The 20,514-nt window shown below is 63.2% G+C and carries 19 protein-coding genes; 1 reads left to right on the plus strand and 18 read right to left on the minus strand.

The window, feature by feature from the left end; all coding sequences use genetic code 11:
• Positions 1–39: 39 nt before the first annotated feature.
• The 18 genes from CK230_RS02080 to CK230_RS02165 all read right to left on the minus strand — a co-directional run bounded on the left by CK230_RS02080 (position 40) and on the right by CK230_RS02165 (position 18,951).
• Complete coding sequence (locus tag CK230_RS02080; RefSeq protein WP_095815526.1) at positions 40–1,710, minus strand: ribonuclease J; 1,671 nt, start codon at positions 1,708–1,710, stop codon at positions 40–42.
• A 97-nt stretch (positions 1,711–1,807) separates the two neighbouring features.
• Positions 1,808–2,629 (minus strand): biotin--[acetyl-CoA-carboxylase] ligase, encoded by an 822-nt coding sequence (locus tag CK230_RS02085; protein ID WP_095815527.1) that lies wholly within the window; start codon positions 2,627–2,629, stop codon positions 1,808–1,810.
• 4 nt (positions 2,630–2,633) lie between these two features.
• A complete protein-coding gene (gene nuoN / locus CK230_RS02090; protein ID WP_095815528.1) occupies positions 2,634–4,070 on the minus strand; it encodes an NADH-quinone oxidoreductase subunit NuoN in 1,437 nt (478 codons plus the stop codon).
• Positions 4,071–4,084: 14 nt separating this feature from the next.
• A complete protein-coding gene (locus tag CK230_RS02095; protein ID WP_095815529.1) occupies positions 4,085–5,593 on the minus strand; it encodes an NADH-quinone oxidoreductase subunit M in 1,509 nt (502 codons plus the stop codon).
• Positions 5,593–7,566: an NADH-quinone oxidoreductase subunit L gene (gene nuoL, locus CK230_RS02100; protein ID WP_095815530.1), complete on the minus strand. Its 1,974-nt coding sequence runs from the start codon at positions 7,564–7,566 to the stop codon at positions 5,593–5,595. The genes CK230_RS02095 and nuoL overlap by 1 nt, the downstream gene beginning before the upstream one ends.
• 11 nt (positions 7,567–7,577) lie before the next feature.
• Positions 7,578–7,886, minus strand: a complete 309-nt coding sequence (nuoK, locus tag CK230_RS02105; protein WP_040982022.1) for an NADH-quinone oxidoreductase subunit NuoK — start codon at positions 7,884–7,886, stop codon at positions 7,578–7,580.
• Position 7,887: 1 nt separating this feature from the next.
• Positions 7,888–8,508, minus strand: coding sequence for an NADH-quinone oxidoreductase subunit J (locus CK230_RS02110; protein ID WP_095815531.1), 621 nt, complete (start codon positions 8,506–8,508; stop codon positions 7,888–7,890).
• Between the two features lie 127 nt (positions 8,509–8,635).
• A complete protein-coding gene (gene nuoI, locus CK230_RS02115; RefSeq protein WP_095815532.1) occupies positions 8,636–9,127 on the minus strand; it encodes an NADH-quinone oxidoreductase subunit NuoI in 492 nt (163 codons plus the stop codon).
• Positions 9,127–10,170, minus strand: coding sequence for an NADH-quinone oxidoreductase subunit NuoH (gene nuoH, locus CK230_RS02120; protein WP_095815533.1), 1,044 nt, complete (start codon positions 10,168–10,170; stop codon positions 9,127–9,129). The genes nuoI and nuoH overlap by 1 nt, the downstream gene beginning before the upstream one ends.
• A gap of 2 nt (positions 10,171–10,172) precedes the next feature.
• Positions 10,173–12,254 (minus strand): NADH-quinone oxidoreductase subunit NuoG, encoded by a 2,082-nt coding sequence (gene nuoG / locus CK230_RS02125; RefSeq protein WP_095815534.1) that lies wholly within the window; start codon positions 12,252–12,254, stop codon positions 10,173–10,175.
• Positions 12,255–12,326: 72 nt separating this feature from the next.
• Positions 12,327–13,007 (minus strand): NADH-ubiquinone dehydrogenase, encoded by a 681-nt coding sequence (locus CK230_RS02130; RefSeq protein WP_095815535.1) that lies wholly within the window; start codon positions 13,005–13,007, stop codon positions 12,327–12,329.
• Positions 13,008–13,082: 75 nt separating this feature from the next.
• Positions 13,083–14,387 carry an NADH-quinone oxidoreductase subunit NuoF gene (gene nuoF / locus CK230_RS02135; protein ID WP_095815536.1) on the minus strand — a complete coding sequence of 435 codons (1,305 nt, stop codon included), beginning with the start codon at positions 14,385–14,387 and terminating at the stop codon, positions 13,083–13,085.
• Positions 14,388–14,397: 10 nt separating this feature from the next.
• Positions 14,398–15,738, minus strand: a complete 1,341-nt coding sequence (locus CK230_RS02140; protein ID WP_095815537.1) for an NADH-quinone oxidoreductase subunit E — start codon at positions 15,736–15,738, stop codon at positions 14,398–14,400.
• On the minus strand, positions 15,738–16,928 hold the full coding sequence (locus CK230_RS02145) for an NADH-quinone oxidoreductase subunit D (protein ID WP_095815538.1): 1,191 nt from the start codon (positions 16,926–16,928) through the stop codon (positions 15,738–15,740). The genes CK230_RS02140 and CK230_RS02145 overlap by 1 nt, the downstream gene beginning before the upstream one ends.
• A gap of 66 nt (positions 16,929–16,994) precedes the next feature.
• Positions 16,995–17,372, minus strand: a complete 378-nt coding sequence (locus CK230_RS02150) for a four helix bundle protein (RefSeq protein WP_095815539.1) — start codon at positions 17,370–17,372, stop codon at positions 16,995–16,997.
• A 34-nt stretch (positions 17,373–17,406) separates the two neighbouring features.
• Positions 17,407–18,009, minus strand: coding sequence for an NADH-quinone oxidoreductase subunit C (locus tag CK230_RS02155; protein ID WP_095815540.1), 603 nt, complete (start codon positions 18,007–18,009; stop codon positions 17,407–17,409).
• A gap of 4 nt (positions 18,010–18,013) precedes the next feature.
• Entirely contained in the window at positions 18,014–18,595 is a 582-nt protein-coding gene (locus CK230_RS02160; RefSeq protein ID WP_015317338.1) for an NADH-quinone oxidoreductase subunit B, read from the minus strand.
• Complete coding sequence (locus CK230_RS02165) at positions 18,586–18,951, minus strand: NADH-quinone oxidoreductase subunit A (protein ID WP_042643187.1); 366 nt, start codon at positions 18,949–18,951, stop codon at positions 18,586–18,588. The genes CK230_RS02160 and CK230_RS02165 overlap by 10 nt, the downstream gene beginning before the upstream one ends.
• A 336-nt stretch (positions 18,952–19,287) precedes the next feature.
• Between CK230_RS02165 and CK230_RS02170 the strand changes: the two genes are divergently transcribed.
• Entirely contained in the window at positions 19,288–20,487 is a 1,200-nt protein-coding gene (locus tag CK230_RS02170; protein WP_095815541.1) for a winged helix-turn-helix domain-containing protein, read from the plus strand.
• Positions 20,488–20,514: the final 27 nt, after the last annotated feature.

Below are 20,514 nucleotides of genomic sequence, written 5' to 3' on the forward strand. Positions count from 1 at the left end.
TCACTACTCACTACTCACTCACTACTCACCACTCACCATTCACCGCGTAACAAACACCGTCACCAGCGGCTTCTTGCCCCAGGCTTCGTTGGCGGCGGCGCGCACGGCGCGACGCACTGCTTCCTGTACCAGGTCGAGGTCTTTTCGGCGCTGGCGCGGAATGGAGTCCACGGCGCCGATTGCCGCATCGAGCATCAGGTCTTCCAGCGTTTCGCCGCTGGCATCCGCCTCGGCCACGCCGATCGCCACCAGGTCGGGGTCGCCGGCAAGCTCATATTTGTCGTCGAGCACGACATTGACCGCGACATGACCGGCGAAGGAGAGCTTTCGGCGGTCGCGTATGCCCATCGCCTGGTCGGTGCCGATCAAGAACCCGTCCTTGTACAGCCGGCCGAACGGCAGCTGGTCGATGATCGTCGCCGGGCCGGGCCAGAGCCTCAGCATGTCGCCGTCGCGCACCTGCGCCACCTGGCCGATGCCCGACATCGACATCAGCGAGCCCTGCGCCACCAGATGCGCCGCCTCGCCATGCACCGGAACGCCGATCTGCGGCCGCACCCATTCATACATCTTGCGCAATTCGCTGCGGCGCGGGTGGCCCGACACATGCACCAGCGCGTCGCCGTCCTCGATGATCTTCATGCCGAGGTCGATCAGCCGGTTCTTGATCTCGAGGATCGCCTTCTCGTTGCCGGGAATGGTGCGCGAGGAAAACACCACCGTGTCGCCGGCCGTCAGCGCCACCGACTTCATCTCGTCGCGCGACATCTTTGCAAGCGCGGCGAGCGGCTCGCCCTGGCTGCCGGTGCAGATGATCACCAGGTTCTCGCGCGGGATATAGCCATAGTCTTCCTCGGCGATGAACTCCGGCAGGCCATCCATATAGCCGAGCTCGCCCGCCACATCGATGACGCGCTTCAGCGAGCGGCCGAGCACCAGGCACTGTCGGCCGGCATCGCGCGCCGCGCGCGCTATCGAGACGATGCGCCCGACATTGGAGGAGAAAGTGGTGACCGCGACGCGGCCCTTGGCCTTCTCGATGACGCCCTTCAGGCCTTCGCCCACCGCCACTTCCGACGGCGACTCCCCTTCCCTCAACGCGTTGGTGGAATCGCAGATCAGCGCCAGCACGCCCTTGTCGCCATAGGTGCGGAACCGCGCCTCGTCGGTCTTCGGACCGATCGTCGGCTCGGGGTCGATCTTCCAGTCGCCGGTATGGATGACGGTGCCGGCCGGCGTGGTGATCGCCAGCGACATCGGCTCGGGAATCGAGTGCGCCACCGGAATGGCCTCGATCTCGAAAGGTCCGATGGTGAATTTCTCGCCGGCCCGGTAGATCGACGCCGGAATCTTCGGAGCGTTCTGCTCGCCCTGCCGCTTGGCTTCCAGCAAGCCTGCGGTGAACGGCGTCATCCAAACCGGCGCTTTGAGCCTCGGCCAAATATCGAGCAGCGCGCCGTAATGGTCCTCATGCGCGTGGGTGATGACGATGCCGCGCAAGCCGTCGATGTTCTCCTCGATGAAGCGCGTATCGGGCAGGATGAGATCGACGCCCGGATGTGCCGAGTCCGGAAAGGTGACGCCGACATCGACGACGATCCATTCGCGCGCATCCGCCGGCCCATAGCCGTAAAGGGCGAAATTCATGCCGATCTCGCCGACGCCGCCCAGCGGCGCGAAAACGAGCTCGGCGTTTTCCTTATTCGCCATGAATCCTTTCCTTCCTGGCCGCTTCGGCCAAGCCGTTAGAACAATTCCGGGAAAAGCGTATCAGGATTTTCCGTCCGGAATTGCGCAAGAACAAAAACTATGCCCTGGCCGAGGCGACCGCGCCGAAATGCACGTCGCCGGCCGCGATCGTCAAAACCGATCCTTCATTGTCGCGGATCACGAAACGGCAGTCCTCGTCAATGGTTTCGAAGACGCCGCGCACCACATTGCCGTCAATTCTGACAGCAACCTCGCCGCCAAGCCCCGCCGCGCGGGCAAGCCAGCGCTTCCGGATGGCATCGAGCCCGCGCCCGTCATCCCAGATCCGGGCATTCTCGCTCCAGGCGTCCGAAAGCGCCAGGAACAGCGTTTCGGCGTCGCAATCGGCGCCGAGCGCGCTCAGCGAGGTCGCTGGATAAGGCAAGTCCTCGGGATAAGCCACGACATTGACGCCGATGCCGATGGCGACGGCGAAACGGCTGCCCTCGAGCATCGCCGATTCCAGCAGGATGCCGGCAAGCTTGGCGCCCGAAGCCAGCACGTCGTTAGGCCATTTCAGCTCGAAGCGGTTGCGACCCTGGCTAGCGCCATCCAAGGCGACCGCGATCCGGCCCTTCGGCACGACGGCATCGAGCGCGTCGGCCAGCGCCAGCCCCGCGACGAAGCCAAGCGTCGCGGCCAGCCGAAGCTCGCCGCCCGGAACCACGAGCAATGTCGCCGCAAGATTGCCTTCCGGCGTCGCCCAGGCGCGGCCACGCCGGCCGCGACCGCTCTCCTGCTTCTTCGACACGACCCAGAGCTTGCCGGGATCGCCGGCGCGCGCGTGTTCCAGCGCCAGCGCGTTGGTGGAGCCGACGCTGTCATGCGCCTCGAGCCGGAACCCCTCCGACGCCGCGGTTGGAGCCAGCCGAAACGCCATCCCGTCAGAAGAACGTCTTGGCGGCAGCTTCGGCATAGCTGCCGATCGGTCCGCCGATCAGCACGTAGAACAGCACGAAGGCGCCGCTGACGCCGAGCACGAGACGCAGCTCGCTGGCCATCGGAACGAAGCCGCCGACAGGCTCGTCGAACCACATGATCTTGATGATGCGCAGGTAATAGTAGGCGCCCACCACCGAGGCCAGCACGCCGATGATCGCCAGCGCGTAGAGATGCGCGTTGATGGCGGCGAGGAACACGTACCACTTCCCCCAGAAGCCCGCGAGCGGCGGAATGCCGGCCAGCGAGAACATCAGGATGGTGAGGATGGTAGCCATGACCGGGTTGGTCGAGGCAAGCCCGGAAAGATCGCTGATCTGCTCGACATTGCCTTCCTTGCGCCGCATGGCGAGAATGAAGGCGAAGGTGCCGAGCGTCATCACCAGGTAGATCAGCATGTAGATGGCGACGCCGCGCACGCCGGCCTGGCTGTTGGCCGCAAGGCCGACCAGCGCGTAGCCCATATGTCCGATCGAGGAATAGGCCATCAGGCGCTTGATGTTGGTCTGCCCGATGGCGGCGAAAGCGCCGAGCGCCATCGAGGCGATCGAAATGAAGACCACGATCTGCTGCCAATCCGAAGCGATCGGCTTGAAGGCGCCCATGGTGACGCGCACGATTAGCGCCATCGCCGCCATCTTCGGAGCCGCCGCCAGGAAGGCGGTGATTGGGGTCGGCGCGCCTTCATAGACGTCCGGCGTCCACATGTGGAACGGGACGGCCGAGATTTTGAAGGCGAGGCCGGCTAGCACGAACACCAGGCCGAAGACAAGGCCGAGCTGGCGCTCGCCGCTGCCCAGAGCCGTCGCAATCTCCTGGAAGCCGGTGTTGCCGGTATACCCATAGACGAGGCTGATGCCGTAGAGCAGCATGCCCGAGGACAGCGCGCCGAGGACGAAATATTTCAGGCCCGCTTCGGTCGAGCGCAGGTTGTCGCGGTTGATCGCCGCCAGCACATAGATCGCCAGCGATTGCAGCTCGAGCCCGAGATAAAGCCCGATCATGCCGTTGGCCGAGATCATCAGAAGCATGCCGAGCGTGCAGAGCAGGATAAGCACCGGGAATTCGAACTTGTCGAAATGCTCCTGACGCGCAAAGCGCATCGACATGACCAGCGTCACCGCCGAGCCGATCAGCGCCAGTATCTTCATGAAAGCGCCGAAGGCATCCTGCACAAAGGCGCCGCCATAGGCAGCGCCCTGTCCGCCGGAGAAGACGAGCCACAGTCCGGCCACCACCAGAACAAGAACGGCCAAGCCGGTCACGGTCATGGTGTTGTTGGATCGCGAATAGGCTCCGATCATCAGGAGCACCAGCGCGCCGACGGCCAGGATCAGTTCCGGCGTCGAGAGCGAAAGACTGGAGATAAGGTCCGGCGTCATGGTCTATTCCCCAGTCAGTTCGCCGCCGCGGTCTGCGCGGAATTGATGGATGCGGTGACGTTGGTGACGAGCGACTTGACCGATTGGGCAGTCGCGTCGAACACCGGCGCCGGGTAGACGCCAAAGAAGATGACCAGCACCACCAGCGGGTAGATGATCGCCTTTTCGCGCGGCGACAGATCGAGCAGGTTTTTCAGGCTGTCCTTGGTCAGCGCGCCGAAGATGACCCGCCGATAGAGCCATAGCGCGTAAGCCGCCGACAGGATGACGCCGGTGGCGGCGAAGAACGCCACCCAGGTGTTGACCTTGAACACGCCAAGCATGGTCAGGAATTCGCCGATGAAGCCGCTGGTGCCGGGAAGGCCGACATTGGCCATGGTGAAGATCATGAACACGGTGGCGTATTTCGGCATGTTGTTGACCAGACCGCCATAAGCGTCGATCTCGCGCGTGTGCATGCGGTCGTAGATGACGCCGACGCACAGGAATAGCGCACCCGAAACGAGGCCATGGCTGAGCATCTGGTAGATCGCGCCCTGCACGCCCTCCTGATTCATAGCGAAGATGCCCATGGTGACGAAACCCATGTGCGCAACCGACGAATAAGCGATCAGCTTCTTCATGTCCTCCTGCATCAGCGCCACCAGCGAGGTGTAGATGATGGCCACGACTGAGAGCGTGAACACCAGCGGCGCGAACATCGCCGACGCTTCCGGGAACATCGGCAGCGAGAAGCGCAGGAAGCCATACCCGCCCATCTTCAGGAGGATGGCGGCCAGGATCACCGAGCCTGCCGTCGGCGCCTCGACGTGAGCGTCGGGCAGCCATGTATGCACCGGCCACATCGGCATCTTCACCGCGAAGGAGGCGAAGAAGGCCAGCCACAGCCAGGTCTGCATGTTGGCCGGGAAGTGATGCGTCAGAAGCGTGGTGATGTCGGTCGTACCGGACTGGAAGAACATCGCCATGATGGCGAGCAGCATCAGCACCGAGCCGGCGAGCGTGTAGAGGAAGAACTTGAACGAGGCATAGACGCGCCGCTTGCCGCCCCAGACGCCGATGATGATGAACATCGGGATCAGGCCGGCCTCGAAGAAGACGTAGAACAAGACGATGTCGAGCGCGCAGAACACGCCGATCATCAGCGTCTCGAGGATCAGGAAGGCGATCATATAGGCCTTGACCCGCTTCTCGATCGCTTCCCAGGAGGCGAGGATGGAAAGCGGCATCAGGAAGGTCGTCAGGATGACGAACAGCATCGAGATGCCGTCGACGCCCATGTGGTAGGAAATGCCCGAATCCAACCAGGCGTATTTCTCGACGAACTGGAAGCCGGCCTGCGAATTGTCGAAGCCTTTCCAGATGAACAGCGACACCAGGAAGGTGAAAGTGGTCGTCGCAAGCGCGATGCCGCGGATGTTGCGGCGCGCGTTTTCGCTGTCGTCGCTGATCGGCAGAATGAAGAGAACACCAACCAGCGGCAGGAAGGTGACCAGCGACAGGAGGTTGGACCAAGCGGTCATCAGAGCATCATCCAGGTGACGAGAGCGGCCACACCGATCAGCATGGCGAAGGCGTAGTGGTACAGATAGCCGGTCTGCAGCTTGACGACGCGGTTGGTGACATCGATGACGCGCGCCGAGATGCCGTCGGGCCCGAGGCCGTCGATAATCGTGCCGTCACCGGTCTTCCACAGGAACCTGCCGAGGCGCTTGGCCGGCTGCACGAACAGGAAGTCGTAGAGCTCGTCGAAATACCACTTGTTGAGCAGGAAGCCGTAGAGCAGGCGGTGGTTGGCGGCGACGCTTCGCGGCAGTTCCGGCGAGCGGATGTAGAACTTCCAGGCAACCGCAAGCCCGATCACCATGGCGACAAACGGCGCCAGTTCCACCCAGAGCGGCAGCTCGTGGATCTCGTGCAGGATGTGGTTGTCCGTCAGCGTGAACAGCGACGCTTTCCAGAATTCGGCATAGCCCTCGCCGATGAAGGCGCCGTGGAAGATGATGCCCGCGAACAGCGCGCCGGCTGCCAGCACATAGAGCGGCACCAGCATCACCGGCGGCGATTCATGGACATGGTGCATGACTTCGTGGCTGGCGCGCGGCTCGCCGTGGAAGGTCATGAAGATCAGGCGCCAGGAGTAGAAGCTGGTGAAGCAGGCAGCGACCACCAGCAGGATGAAGGCGAAGCCGGCGACCGCATTGTGGCTGGCGAAGGAGGTTTCGATGATGGCGTCCTTCGAGAAGAAGCCGGCAGTGCCGATCACCGTCGCTGGGATCCCCACGCCCGTCAGCGCCAGCGTGCCGACGATCATCATCCAGTAGGTGGCGGGGATCAACTTGCGCAGCCCGCCCATCTTGCGCATATCCTGCTCGTCGGACACGGCATGGATGACCGAACCGGAGCCGAGGAACAGCAGCGCCTTGAAGAAGGCATGCGTGAACAGATGGAAGATCGCCGCGCCATAGGCGCCAACGCCGAGCGCCACGAACATGTAGCCGAGCTGCGAGCAGGTCGAATAGGCGATGACGCGCTTGATGTCGTTCTGGACCAGGCCGACGGTCGCCGCGAAGAAGGCGGTGAAGGCGCCGATGAAGGTGACGACGGTCAGCGCCGTGTGCGACAACTCGAACAGCGGCGACAGCCTCGCCAGCATGAACACGCCGGCGGTCACCATGGTCGCGGCATGGATCAGCGCGGAGACCGGTGTCGGGCCTTCCATGGCGTCCGGCAGCCAGGTGTGCAGCGGCACCTGCGCCGACTTGCCCATGGCGCCCATGAAGAGCAGCAGGCAGACGACGGTCAGCGCCGTCTGCTTGTCGAGCGCATAGCCGAGGAAAGTAAGCACGGCGGCGCCGGGAGGCGCGCCTTCGGCCGGCAGGAACGACGCCGCATTGGCAAACACGGTGCTCAGGTTGACCGAGCCGAACAGCACGAACACGCCGAAGATGCCGAGCGCGAAGCCGAAGTCGCCGACGCGGTTGACGACGAAAGCCTTGATCGCCGCGGCATTGGCCGACGGCTTCTTGTACCAGAAGCCGATCAGTAGATAGGAGGCGAGGCCGACGCCTTCCCAGCCGAAGAACATCTGGATGAGGTTGTCGGCGGTCACCAGCATCAGCATGGCGAAGGTGAAAAGCGACAGATAGGCGAAGAAGCGCGGCCGATTCGGATCGTGGTGCATGTAGCCGATCGAATAGATGTGAACCAGCGCCGAAACGGTGTTGACGACGACCAGCATCACCACCGTCAGCGTGTCGACCCTGAGCGCCCAGGAGGCGTCGATGCCGCCCGACTGGATCCAGCGCAGCACCGGCACGGTGAAAACCTCGCCGTGGCCGAAGCCGACGGTGAAGAAGGCGACCCAGGACAGGATAGCCGCGATCACCAGGAAGCCGGAGGTAATGTATTCGGAAGCCTTGGCGCCGAGTGAATTGCCGAACAGGCCGACAATCAGGAAGCCGAGCAGCGGAAGGAAGACGATAGCCTGATACATGATGGTTCCCGTCAACCCTTCATCGCGCTCACGTCTTCGACCGCGATGGAGCCGCGGTTGCGGAAGAAGACGACAAGAATGGCAAGACCGATCGCGGCTTCGGCGGCTGCGACCGTCAGCACGAACAGGGCGAACACCTGTCCGACGAGATCATGCAGCGCCGCCGAGAAAGCGACGAAGTTGATGTTGACCGCAAGCAGGATGAGCTCGACCGACATCAGGATGACGATGATGTTGCGGCGGTTCAGGAAGATGCCGAACACGCCGAGCGTGAACAGGATCGCCGATACGGTCAGGTAATGTGCAATGCCGACGACCATCTCAGATGCCCTCGCCCGTTTTAACCTTGCGGATTTCCATGCCCGTCGCCGGCGTGCGGGCGACCTGCGCGGCGATCGACTGCCGCTTGACGCCTTCCTTGTGGCGCAGCGTCAGCACGATGGCGCCGATCATGGCGACCAAGAGCACCAGGCCGGAAATCTGGAAATAATAGAGGTAGTCCGTATAGAGGATGTCGCCGAGCGCGGCCGTATTGGACCGCGTGGCAAGATCCGGCGTGGCCTTGGCGACCGTCGAGGCAAGCTGCGGCGCAAATGTGTAGCCACCGAGCACGATGATCAGCTCCGCCGCCAGGATCAACCCGACCATCGCGCCGATCGGCGCATATTGCAGCGCGCCCTGCTTCATCTCGGCGAAGTCGACGTCGAGCATCATGACGACGAATAGGAACAGCACCATCACCGCGCCGACATAGACCACGAGCAGGATCATCGCCAGGAACTCGGCGCCGGTCAGCATGAACAGGCCGGCGGCGTTGAAGAAGGTGAGGATCAGGAACAGCACGGAGTGCACGGGGTTGCGCGACGAAATGACCATGAAGGCCGACGCCACGGCGATAAAGGCGAAGAGGTAGAAAAAAGCCGCCTCTAATCCAGTCAGCATGGGATTCCCCGGGTTCCTGTCGGATTGGACATTCGCCCTCTCCGTTGTCTCTGGCTTGGTTCCGCCTCCGGTACCGAAGCCGCGTGTTCCTTAGACGAGGGCCCTCGCCCCGTCCATGCGTCAAATGTCAGCGATACGCCGAGTCCAGCGCGATGTTGCGCGCCAGCTCCCGCTCCCAGCGATCGCCGTTCGCGAGCAGCTTTTCCTTGTTGTAGTAGAGCTCCTCGCGCGTCTCGGTCGCGAATTCGAAATTCGGCCCTTCGACGATGGCGTCGACCGGGCAAGCTTCCTGGCAGAAGCCGCAATAGATGCACTTCACCATGTCGATGTCGTAGCGCACCGTGCGGCGCGTGCCGTCATTGCGGCGCGGGCCGGCCTCGATGGTGATCGCCTGCGCCGGGCAGATCGCTTCGCACAGCTTGCAGGCGATGCAGCGTTCCTCGCCGTTTGGATAGCGGCGCAGCGCATGCTCGCCACGGAAGCGCGGGCTGATCGGCCCCTTCTCGTGCGGATAGTTGATCGTTTCCTTCGGCGCGAAGAACTGACGCATCGACAGGAAGAAGGCGCTGACGAAATCCTTCAGCAGCAGCGATTTTGCGGCCTGGGCCAGAGCGGACATCACGCAAACCCCGTGATCTTGAGGAAGGCCGCGGTGGCCACGACCATGAACAGCGAGATTGGCAGGAACACTTTCCAGCCCAGCCGCATCAGCTGGTCGTAGCGGTAGCGCGGCACAAAAGCCTTCACCATCGAGAACATAAAGAACATCAGGCAGATCTTCAGCACGAACCAGATCACGCCCGGGACCCAGGTGAAGGGCGCGAAATTGAACGGCGGCAGCCAGCCGCCGAGGAACAGAATGGTCGCCAGCGCGCACATCAGGACGACGGCGACATACTCGCCGAGGAAGAAGAGCAGGAAGGGCGTCGACGAATATTCAACCATGTGGCCGGCGACGAGTTCCGATTCCGCCTCCACCAGGTCGAAAGGCGGGCGGTTCGTCTCGGCGAGCGCCGAGATGAAGAACACCACGAACATCGGCAGCAGCGACAGCCAATGCCAGTCGAGGAAGGTGTTGGGTAGGCCGAGCCGCGTGCCGAGACCATCCTGCTGCGACATGACGATGTCGGAGAGATTGAGCGAGCCGACGGTGAGCAGCACGGTGACGATGACGAAGCCGATCGAGACTTCGTAGGACACCATCTGCGCGGCCGAACGCAGCGCGCCGAGGAACGGATATTTGGAATTCGACGCCCAGCCGCCCATGATCACGCCATAGACCTCGAGCGAGGAGATGGCGAAGACATAGAGAATGCCGACATTGATGTTGGCGATCGCCCAGCCCTCATTGACCGGAATGACCGCCCAGGCCGAAATCGCCAGCACCGCCGACACCAGCGGCGCCAGAAGGAACACGCCCTTGTTGGCGCCCGATGGGATCACCGGCTCCTTGAAGACGAATTTCAGAAGGTCGGCGAAGGCCTGCAGCGTTCCCCACGGACCGACGACGTTCGGCCCGCGGCGCAATTGCACCGCTGCCCAGATCTTGCGGTCGGCATAGAGCAGGTAGGCGACGCCGATCAGAAGCACGACGATCAGCACGACCGACTTTAAGAGGATTAGCAGCGCCGGCAGCACGTAAATCGAGAGGAAAGTATCCATGCTTATTCCGCCGCCTGCTTGAAGCCGCTCTTGGCCAGCGCCGAGCATTCAGCCATCACGGCCGACGCCCGCGCGATCGGGTTGGTGAGATAGAAGTCCTTCACCGGCGAGGTGAAGGTTCCCTTGTTCAGCCGGCCACCGAGCTTCGCCACCTTGGCGATGTCGTCACCGCTGCCCGCCTGCACCTGGTCGATGCGGGCGAGATGCGGGAATTCCCCATAGAGCTTGGCGCGCAACTGCGCCAGCGAATCGAAGGGCAGCTTCTTGCCGACCACATCCGAAAGCGCCCGCAGGATCGCCCAGTCCTCGCGCGCCTCGCCGGGAGCGAAACCGGCGCGGTTGGTCTGCTGCACGCGGCCTTCCGTGTTGACATAGGTGCCCGACTTTTCGGTGTAGGCGGCTGCCGGCAGGATGACGTTGGCGCGGTGCGCGCCGGCATCGCCATGCGTGCCGATATAGACGACGAACGCGCCCCCGGTCCTGGCCATGTCGATCTCGTCGGCGCCGAGCAGGAAGAGCACGTCGGTGTCGCCCAGCATGCCGGCGACGTTCTTGCCGCCCTCGCCCGGCACGAAGCCGACATCGAGGCCGCCGACGCGTGCCGCCGCATTGTGCAGCACCGCAAAGCCGTTCCATTCGGCGGTGACCGCGTTGACGGCGGTTGCGAGCTTTGCCGCCTGGCCGAGCACCGCAGTACCATCCGTGCGCGCCAGCGCGCCCTGGCCGACGATGATCAGCGGATGCGTGGCCTTGCTCAGCACCTCGAAGAACTTGCCGTTGCCGTCGGCAAGACTCTTCAAGGATTCCGGACCGGCGCCGATGAGCTCGTAATCGTAGCGTGTGTCGCCGATCTCGCCGATGACGCCGACCGGCAGATTGCCGACGCGCCAGCGCTTGCGGATGCGGGCGTTGAGCACAGAAGCCTCGAAGCGCGGATTGGCGCCGATGATCAGCACCGCATCGGCCTGCTCGATGCCTTCGATGGTCGGGTTGAAGATATAGCTGGCGCGGCCGAGCGACGGATCGAGCGCGGCGCCATCCTGGCGGCAGTCGATGTTCTTGGAGCCGAGCGCGCTCGTCAGAAGCTTCAGCGCATAGATCTCCTCGACCGCGGCGAGATCGCCGGCGATGGCGCCGATCCGCTCCGGCGCCGTCTTGCCGACCTCATCCTTGATCGCCGCGAAGGCTTCCGCCCAGCTTGCCGGAACGAGCTTGCCGTTCTTGCGAACATATGGCCGGTCGAGGCGCTGCGTGCGCAGGCCGTCCCAGATGAAACGGGTCTTGTCGGAGATCCACTCCTCGTTCACCTGTTCGTTGACGCGCGGCAGAATGCGCATCACTTCACGGCCTCGGGAGTCGACGCGGATCGCCGAGCCGACGGCGTCCATGACGTCGATCGATTCCGTCTTGGTCAGCTCCCACGGCCGCGCCTGGAAGGCGAACGGCTTGGAGGTCAGCGCGCCGACCGGGCAAAGGTCGATGACATTGCCCTGCAACTCCGACGTCATCGCCTGTTCGAGATAGGTGGTGATCTCGGCATCCTCGCCACGGCCGATCAGGCCGAGCTCGGAAATGCCGGCGACTTCGGTGGTGAAGCGGACGCAGCGCGTGCAGTGGATGCAGCGGTTCATCACCGTCTTGACCAGCGGGCCGATATATTTGTCTTCGACCGCGCGCTTGTTCTCGTGATAGCGCGAGGAATCGACGCCGAAGGCCATCGCCTGGTCTTGCAGGTCGCACTCGCCGCCCTGGTCGCAGATCGGGCAATCGAGCGGATGATTGATCAGCAGGAACTCCATCACGCCTTCGCGGGCCTTCTTGACCATCGGCGTGTTGGTAAAGATTTCCGGCGGCTCGCCATTCGGGCCGGGGCGCAGGTCGCGCACGCCCATGGCGCAGGACGCCTGCGGCTTGGGCGGGCCGCCTTTCACCTCGATCAGGCACATGCGGCAATTGCCGGCGATCGACAGCCGCTCATGGAAGCAGAAGCGCGGCACTTCCGCGCCGGCGTCCTCGGCCGCCTGCAGCAGCGTGTAATGGTCGGGTACCGTGATCTCTTTCCCGTCGACCTTCAGCTTTGCCATTCGCCTCAAACCTCTGCGGATGTCCGCAATCCATCTTCCGGGCGCGGTTTGCACCGCGCCCGGCTTTTCAAATCACTTCGCGGCGAGCGCCGCCGCCTGCGCAGTCCAGTCGTCGCGGCCTATGCGGCCAGCAAGCGACAGATAATCTTCCACCCAGGCGATCTCTTGCGACGTCCAGGCCGCGATCTGCTCATAGGTCCAGATCCCGAGACCGTTGAGCACCTTCTCAAGTTTCGGTCCGATACCCGAAATCGCCTTCAGGTCCGACGGCTTCGCCGGCTTGTCGACGGCCCTCGGTTGCCTGAAATCCTCGGGCATCAACCCGGTCGCTGCCGGTTGGGCGACAATATCGGCCCCAGTCGCGTCGAGCGCCTTCTCGGTCGCGTTTGCCGTGATGTCGGTCACGTCCCGGGCAAAGGTCTGCGCCTCGGCGATCAGCGTCTCGGTCGCCTTGCGCGCCTTGGACGCGTTGGCGGCCGCTTCGCTCTGCGCCTCGAGATCGTCGAGGAAGGGTTGGAACATGCGCTGCGACGCTTCCAGCGCGCCGGTGAAGGCGCCCATCCACATGCCAACGGCATGGTTGGCAAAACCGATGCCGAGCGCCGACATCGCCGCCGCGCCCGCGACCGGATGCGCCAGAAGGTTGACGGCGCTGGCCATCTCCGTCGGCATCATCTTGGTCAGGTCCTGGTTCATCTTCTCGAGCTGGTCCAAATCAGGCATGAACGGATAGGGTATCGAATACGGCGCCATAGAAATCTCCTGGTCGTTTCTTCGTATGCCCCGCCCCTGCTTTCCGTCTCGGGCTTGCGCCCGTATTTCGAAGTCTTATTCCGCCGCCACCATCACCGGCTCGACCCGGTGCGCGTTGCGCGAAAACTCGTCGATACGGCGTTCCACCTCGCCGCGGAAATGCCGCATCAGGCCCTGGATCGGCCAGGCCGCCGCGTCCCCCAGCGCGCAGATCGTGTGTCCCTCGACCTGTTTGGTGACGTCGAGCAGCATGTCGATCTCGCGCTTCTGCGCTTCGCCGCGCACCAGCCGCTCCATCACCCGCCACATCCAGCCGGTGCCTTCGCGGCACGGCGTGCACTGGCCGCAGCTTTCATGCTTGTAGAAGTAGGAGAGCCTGGCGATCGCCTTCACGACATCGGTCGACTTGTCCATGACGATGACGGCCGCCGTGCCGAGGCCGGATTTGAGGTCGCGCAGCGCGTCGAAATCCATCGGCGCGTCCATGATCTGCTCGGCCGGCACCAGCGGCACCGAAGCGCCACCCGGAATGACCGCGAGCAGATTGTCCCAGCCGCCGCGGATACCGCCGCAATGCGTCTCGATCAGTTCCCGGAACGGGATCGACATCGCTTCTTCGAAGGTGCACGGATTGTTGACGTGGCCGGAGACGCAGAACAGCTTGGTGCCGGCATTGTTCGGCCGGCCGAAGGACGAGAACCAGGCGGCACCCCGACGCAGGATGGTCGGCGCCACAGCGATCGATTCGACGTTGTTGACGGTCGTCGGGCAACCATAAAGGCCGACATTTGCCGGGAATGGCGGCTTCAGCCTGGGCTGGCCCTTCTTGCCTTCCAGGCTTTCGAGCAGCGCCGTCTCCTCGCCGCAGATATAGGCGCCGGCGCCGTGATGCATATAGACGTCGAAATCGTAGCCCGAGGTGTTGCCCTTGCCGATCAGCTTGGCCGCGTAAGCCTCGTCGATGGCGCGCTGCAGCGCCTCGCGCTCGCGGATGAACTCGCCGCGCACATAGATGTAGGCGGCGACCGCGCCCATGGCGAAGCCGGCGACCAGCGCGCCTTCGACCAGCGTGTGCGGGTCGTTGCGCAGTATGTCGCGGTCCTTGCAGGTACCGGGCTCTGATTCGTCGGCATTGATGACCAGATAACTCGGACGGCCGTCGCTCTGCTTGGGCATGAACGACCATTTCAGCCCGGTCGGGAAGCCTGCGCCGCCGCGGCCACGCAGGCCGGACGCCTTCATCTCGTTGACGATCCAGTCACGCCCCTTGGCGATGAGGCCGGGCGTATCGTCCCAAATGCCGCGCGACTGCGCGCCGGCCAGCGACGTGTCGAACAGGCCGTAGATGTTGGTGAAGATGCGGTCTTTGTCCTGAAGCATTTGTCGTCCCTCAGACCGGCTTCTTGCCGAAGACGCGGATGTATTCGGCGACGCCGCCCTTGGCGAGCGCCTTGGCCTGCTTCACCCAGTCGTCACGTTCGATGCGGCCGCGGAAATTGAGATAGCCGTCGACCCATTCACGCTCGGCCTTCTTCCAGGCGGCGACCTGCGCGAAGGTGTAGATGCCCAGCGTATGCAGGGTCGTTTCAATCTTCGGCCCGACGCCGGAGATCAGCTTGAGATCGTCGACCGTCGCCGGGCGCTCGATGCCGGCCGGCCGGTTCTTGTCCTCGAGCGAAGGTTTTGCCGTCTTGGCGACCGGCTGCTTGGTTTCCGGCGCCTTGAAGGCGGCGGCCGGTTCGGCCTTGTTCTTCGGCCCGCTGCGCGGCTTGGAGACCGCCTCGACTTCCGGAGAAGCCTGATTGGCATTGGCCGCCGAATGGCGCGGCGCCCGGACGCTGGCCGCCTTCTCGGTGGCCGGAGCGACCTTGACCGGCGACGGCGTCGCCAAGGCCGGGCTGGTCTCGGACGCATCGGTCTTCGGCTTGCCGGATTTAGACGGCGCAATCGGGCCGGAAGCTGGCGGCGCGGCGGGTGCCGGAGCCGCGGGCGCGGTGGAAACAGGTGCCGCCTGCGAGACGACATTGGCGGCGGCCGCAGCCGGCGCTGCCGCAGCGGCATCCTTGGCCGCCTTCGCGGCAGCCTTGGCTTCCTTGTCGCGCGTCGACTTCAGGATCGCCTTTTCGCTGGTCAGCGTCTTCAAACCGCCGGCCGGCTCGGAGCCGTGGCGGCCGTTCTGCGGACCGGGCTTCACCTCGGCGCCCTTGCCGACATCGTAGAGATCGATGATCTCGGCCAGGCGCTCCGGCGTCAGGTCTTCAAACGTGTCCTTGAAGATCATGACCATTGGCGCGTTAACGCAGGCGCCGAGGCATTCGACCTCCTCCCACGACAGCGTGCCCTTGTCGTTGGTGTGGAACTGGTCGTGATGGATTTTTGACCGGCACACATCCATCAGCGCTTCCGAACCGCGCAGCATGCAGGGCGTGGTGCCGCAGACCTGGATATGGGCGCGCGTGCCGACCGGATTGAGCTGGTACTGCGTGTAGAAGGTCGCGACCTCGAGGCCGCGGATGCGCGGCATGCCGAGCATGTCGGAGATCGTCTCGATCGCCGCCTTGGTGACCCAGCCTTCCTGCTCCTGCGCGATCATCAGCAACGGGATGATGGCCGACTGTTCGCGTCCCTTTGGGTATTTGGCGATCCACTGCTGAACCGCAGCCTCATTCGCCTTGCTGAAGGCGAAGGAAGCTGGCTGGACGCTGGCATCTGCGAGGCGGCGGACTGACATTAGCGATCGACCTCACCAAACACGATGTCGAGGGAGCCAAGCACGGCGGTGACGTCGGCCAACATGTGGCCGCGGCACAGGAAGTCCATGGCTTGCAGATGCGCGAAACCGGGCGCGCGCAGCTTGCAGCGGTAGGGTTTGTTGGTGCCGTCGGAGACCAGATAGACGCCGAACTCGCCCTTCGGCGCCTCGACGGCCACATAGACCTCGCCGGCCGGCACGCGGTAGCCCTCGGTGTAGAGCTTGAAGTGATGGATTAGCGCTTCCATCGAGCGCTTCATCGCCGCGCGCTTCGGCGGCACCACCTTGCCGTCCAGGTTCGACACCGGGCCGGCGCCTTCCTTGCCGAGCAACAGATCGACGCACTGGCGCATGATCTTGGCCGACTGGCGCATCTCTTCCATGCGCACCAGATACCGGTCGTAGCAGTCGCCGTTCTTGCCGATCGGGATGTCGAAATCCATCTCGGAATAGCATTCGTAAGGCTGCGATTTGCGCAGGTCCCAGGCGGCGCCCGAGCCGCGCACCATCACGCCCGAAAAGCCCCAGGCCCAGGCATCGGCCAGCGACACCGTGCCGATATCGACATTGCGCTGCTTGAAGATGCGGTTGCCGGTCAAGAGCGCGTCGAGATCGTCGATCGACTTCAGGAACGGGTCGATCCACTTGCCGATGTCCTCGACCAGCTTCTGCGGCAGGTCCTGGTGGACGCCGCCCGGGCGGAAATAGGCCGCATGCATGCGCGAACCGCTAGCGCGCTCGTAGAACACCATCAGCTTTTCGCGTTCGACGAAGCCCCAAAGCGGCGGCGTCAGCGCGCCGACATCCATCGCCTGCGTCGTCACATTCAAGATGTGCGACATGATGCGGCCCATCTCGGAATAGAGCACGCGTATCAACTGGCCGCGCTTCGGCACCTCGATGCCGAGCAGTCGCTCGGCAGCCAAAGCGAAGGCATGTTCCTGATTCATCGGCGCGCAATAGTCGAGCCGGTCGAGATAAGGCACGGCCTGCAGGTAGGTCTTGGCCTCGATCAGCTTCTCGGTACCGCGGTGCAGCAGGCCGATATGCGGATCGACGCGATCGACAACCTCGCCGTCGAGCTCCAGCACCAGGCGCAAAACGCCATGCGCCGCAGGATGCTGCGGACCGAAGTTGATGTTGAAGTTGCGGACGGAGGTTTCAGCCATCGTGGCGCCTCTGGCGAAGAGTCAGTAGTGAGTAGTGAGTAGTGATCATCAATCTCAATGCCTGCTTCATTCCGCCTGCTTGGCCTGCACGGTTCTGATCAGAGATCGCGTCATTTTTCCAATCTCTTCGCACCACAGTAGCAGTTCAGTCTCGTTGTCTCTTTCCAGCATACCGATCCGGCACGCCAGCAATATGTGCGTTTCCAGTTCCTTCAATGAACCCTGCGCCATGCGCAGAAATTGAACGAACGAACCTCTATTCTCACGACCGTACCCTTCAGCGATGTTCGCGGCGATCGAAACCGCCGAGCGGCGCATCTGGGAGGTCATTCCATAGATCTCGTCTCTCGGAAAACCTTTGGTGATGCGATAACAATCCTCGGCAAGTACCATTGCCGATTGCCACACCACCAAGTCACGATAAGATTCGATCCGCTTTCCCAATTCCTTCCCTACTGACTACTCACTACTTCCCTACTCACTGCTTCGCCTTCTCATCCCCCGGCAGGACGTAATCCGTCCCTTCCCATGGCGAGAGAAAATCGAAGTTTCTGAATTCCTGCTTGAGCTCGACCGGCTCGTAGATGACCCGCTTGGCCTCGTCGTCGTAGCGCACCTCCACGAAGCCGGTCAGCGGGAAATCCTTGCGCAGCGGGTGACCCTCGAAGCCGTAGTCAGTCAGGATGCGGCGCAGATCCGGATGGCCGCTGAACAGCACGCCGTAAAGGTCGTAGGTCTCGCGTTCGAACCAGTCGGCGCCGGGATAGACGGCGGTCAGCGACGGCACCAGCGTCTCCTCGTCGGCCTGGACCTTGAGGCGGATGCGAACATTCTGCTTCGGCGACAGAAGGTGATAGACGACGTCGAAACGCCTGGCGCGCGAGGGGTAGTCGGCGCCGCAAATGTCGATGATCGAGATGAACTGGCAGCGCGGATCGTCACGCAGGAACGTCGCCACCTCGATCAGATTGCCCGGCTCGACGGGAACCGTCAGCTCGCCATAGGCAAGCACGGCTTCGCCGATGCGGCCGGAGAGCTTCTCGCCGAGATAGGTGGAGAGTTCGTTCAACGCCAGGGTCATAGGCTCACCGTTCGATCGTGCCGGTGCGGCGGATCTTCTTCTGCAGAAGGAGAATGCCGTAGAGCAGCGCTTCGGCGCTCGGCGGGCAGCCGGGCACATAGATGTCGACCGGCACGACGCGGTCGCAGCCGCGCACCACCGAGTAGGAATAGTGGTAGTAGCCGCCGCCATTGGCGCAGGAGCCCATCGAGATGACGTAGCGCGGCTCCGGCATCTGGTCGTAGACCTTGCGCAGCGCCGGCGCCATCTTGTTGGTCAGCGTGCCGGCGACGATCATGATGTCGGACTGGCGCGGGGACGCGCGCGGCGCGACGCCGAAACGCTCCGAGTCATAGCGCGGCATCGAGGTGTGGATCATCTCGACCGCGCAGCAGGCGAGGCCGAAGGTCATGAACATCAGCGAGCCGCTGCGCGCCCAGGTGATCAGCGCTTCGGTCGAGGTGACAAGGAAACCCTTGTCGGCCAGCTCATTGTTGATTTCGAGGAAGAAGGGATCGTCCTCCCCCACCGGCCTGCCGGTGTTGGGGTCGATGATGCCCTTGGGCTTCGGCGCGACGAGGGTGCCTGAACTGTCGTTCAATCCCATTCCAGCGCTCCTTTTTTCCATTCATAGGCAAAGCCGATCGTCAGCACCGCCAGAAACACCATCATCGACCAGAAGCCGAGCATGCCGAGCTTGGAGAAGGACACCGCCCATGGGAACAGGAAGGCTACCTCGAGATCGAAGATAATGAACAGGATCGACACCAGGTAGAAGCGGATGTCGAACTTCATGCGAGCGTCGTCGAACGAGTTGAACCCGCATTCATAGGCGGAAAGCTTTTCCGGATCGGGATTGCGGTAGGCCACCAGGAAGGGGGCGATGATGAGCGCCAAACCCACGATCATCGCCACGGCGATGAACAGGACGATAGGCAGATATGAACTCAGGAGTGCGCTCATGCGGCGGCTTTTCCTTCGGCGGGGCAGTTCACGTTGATTACAGCAACGAACTCTAATGCGGAAGCGTGACAGTTTAACCGCTGAACCGTTTTAAGGAGGCCCATGCTGCAACGCGGCGAGGGTTAGCGCAGCGGTTTCGGTGACGCAAGTCAAACCTTGTTCAAATCGCGACCCTGGACGCCTTATCGGAAGAAACTGGTCCGATCCGCTCCTGTTTGATTTCCTTCGCTTTTTACTCCACTTTTCTCTCCTGACATATCTCCCGCCATTTGCCTGCTAGCATGGCCGGAATCACCGGCTAAAAATCCAACGGACGATCGGGGCAAGGACAGCTTGATGAAGGAGAAAATCTCGCTCGCCATGGCCAGGCGTATTGCGCTTGGAGCACAGGGGTTCAACGACCCTCGTCCCGGAGGGGTTCCGGATCGCCGGCACCTTGCGCGCGTGCTTTCGCGGACCGGCCTGTTGCAGATCGATTCCGTCAGCGCCGTGGTGCGCGCTCATTATATGCCGCTCTATTCGCGTCTCGGCCCCTACCCGCTTGCGCTGCTCGACAACGCCGCCGTCAGCCGCAAGCGCGCCGTCTTTGAATACTGGGCGCATGAGGCGTCGTTCCTGCCCGTCGAGACCTACCCTCTGCTGCGCTGGCGTATGCAGCGCGCCGAGCAGGGCGACGAGATGTATCTCGGCCTGGCCAAATGGGGCCGAGAGCGTAAGGAAATGATCGACGAGATATATAAAGAGGTCGCCGATCGCGGGCCGATCGCCGCCTCCGATATCGAAGGCCACAAGGGCAATGGCGGCTGGTGGGGCTGGAGCGAGGCCAAGCATGCCTTCGAATGGCTGTTCTGGGCCGGCCGCATCACCACCGCCTACCGGCGCGGCTTCGAGCGCTACTACGACCTGCCCGAGCGCGTTTTGCCGCAGGCCGTGCTCGACCTGCCCGTGCCCTCGGTGGAGGACGCGCATCGCGAATTGCTGCGCATTTCCGCCCGCGCCCACGGCATCGCCACCTATGGCGACCTGCGAGACTATTTTCGCCTGGCGCCCGGCGACACCAAGGACCGCATCGAGGAACTGGTCGAAGCCGGCGAATTGCTGCCGGTGAAGGTCGAAAGCTGGGACAAGACAGCTTATCGTCATAAAGACGCGCGCATCCCGCGCCGGATCGAGGCGCGCGCCGTGCTTGCCCCCTTCGATCCGGTGGTTTTCGAACGCACGCGCACCGAAAAGCTCTTCAATTTCCGCTATCGGATCGAGATCTACACGCCAGCCGAAAAGCGCCAATACGGCTACTATGTGCTGCCATTCCTGCTCGGCGACCGCATCGTCGCTCGTGTCGATCTGCGCGCCGACCGGCCCGCCAGCATCTTGCGCGTTTACGCGGCCTATGCCGAGGCCGGTGCTCCCGCCGACACCGCCGCCCAGCTTTTCGACGAGTTGAAGCAAATGCAGGGCTGGCTTGGCTTGGAAGCGATCGAAGTGACACCGGCCGGCGACCTCGGACCGGCGCTGGCCGACATCGCGATGCCATAGCAGCACGTTGACAAACAACAAGAACAA

It is taken from the genome of Mesorhizobium sp. WSM3859, assembly GCF_002295065.1.
Classification (GTDB): domain Bacteria; phylum Pseudomonadota; class Alphaproteobacteria; order Rhizobiales; family Rhizobiaceae; genus Mesorhizobium.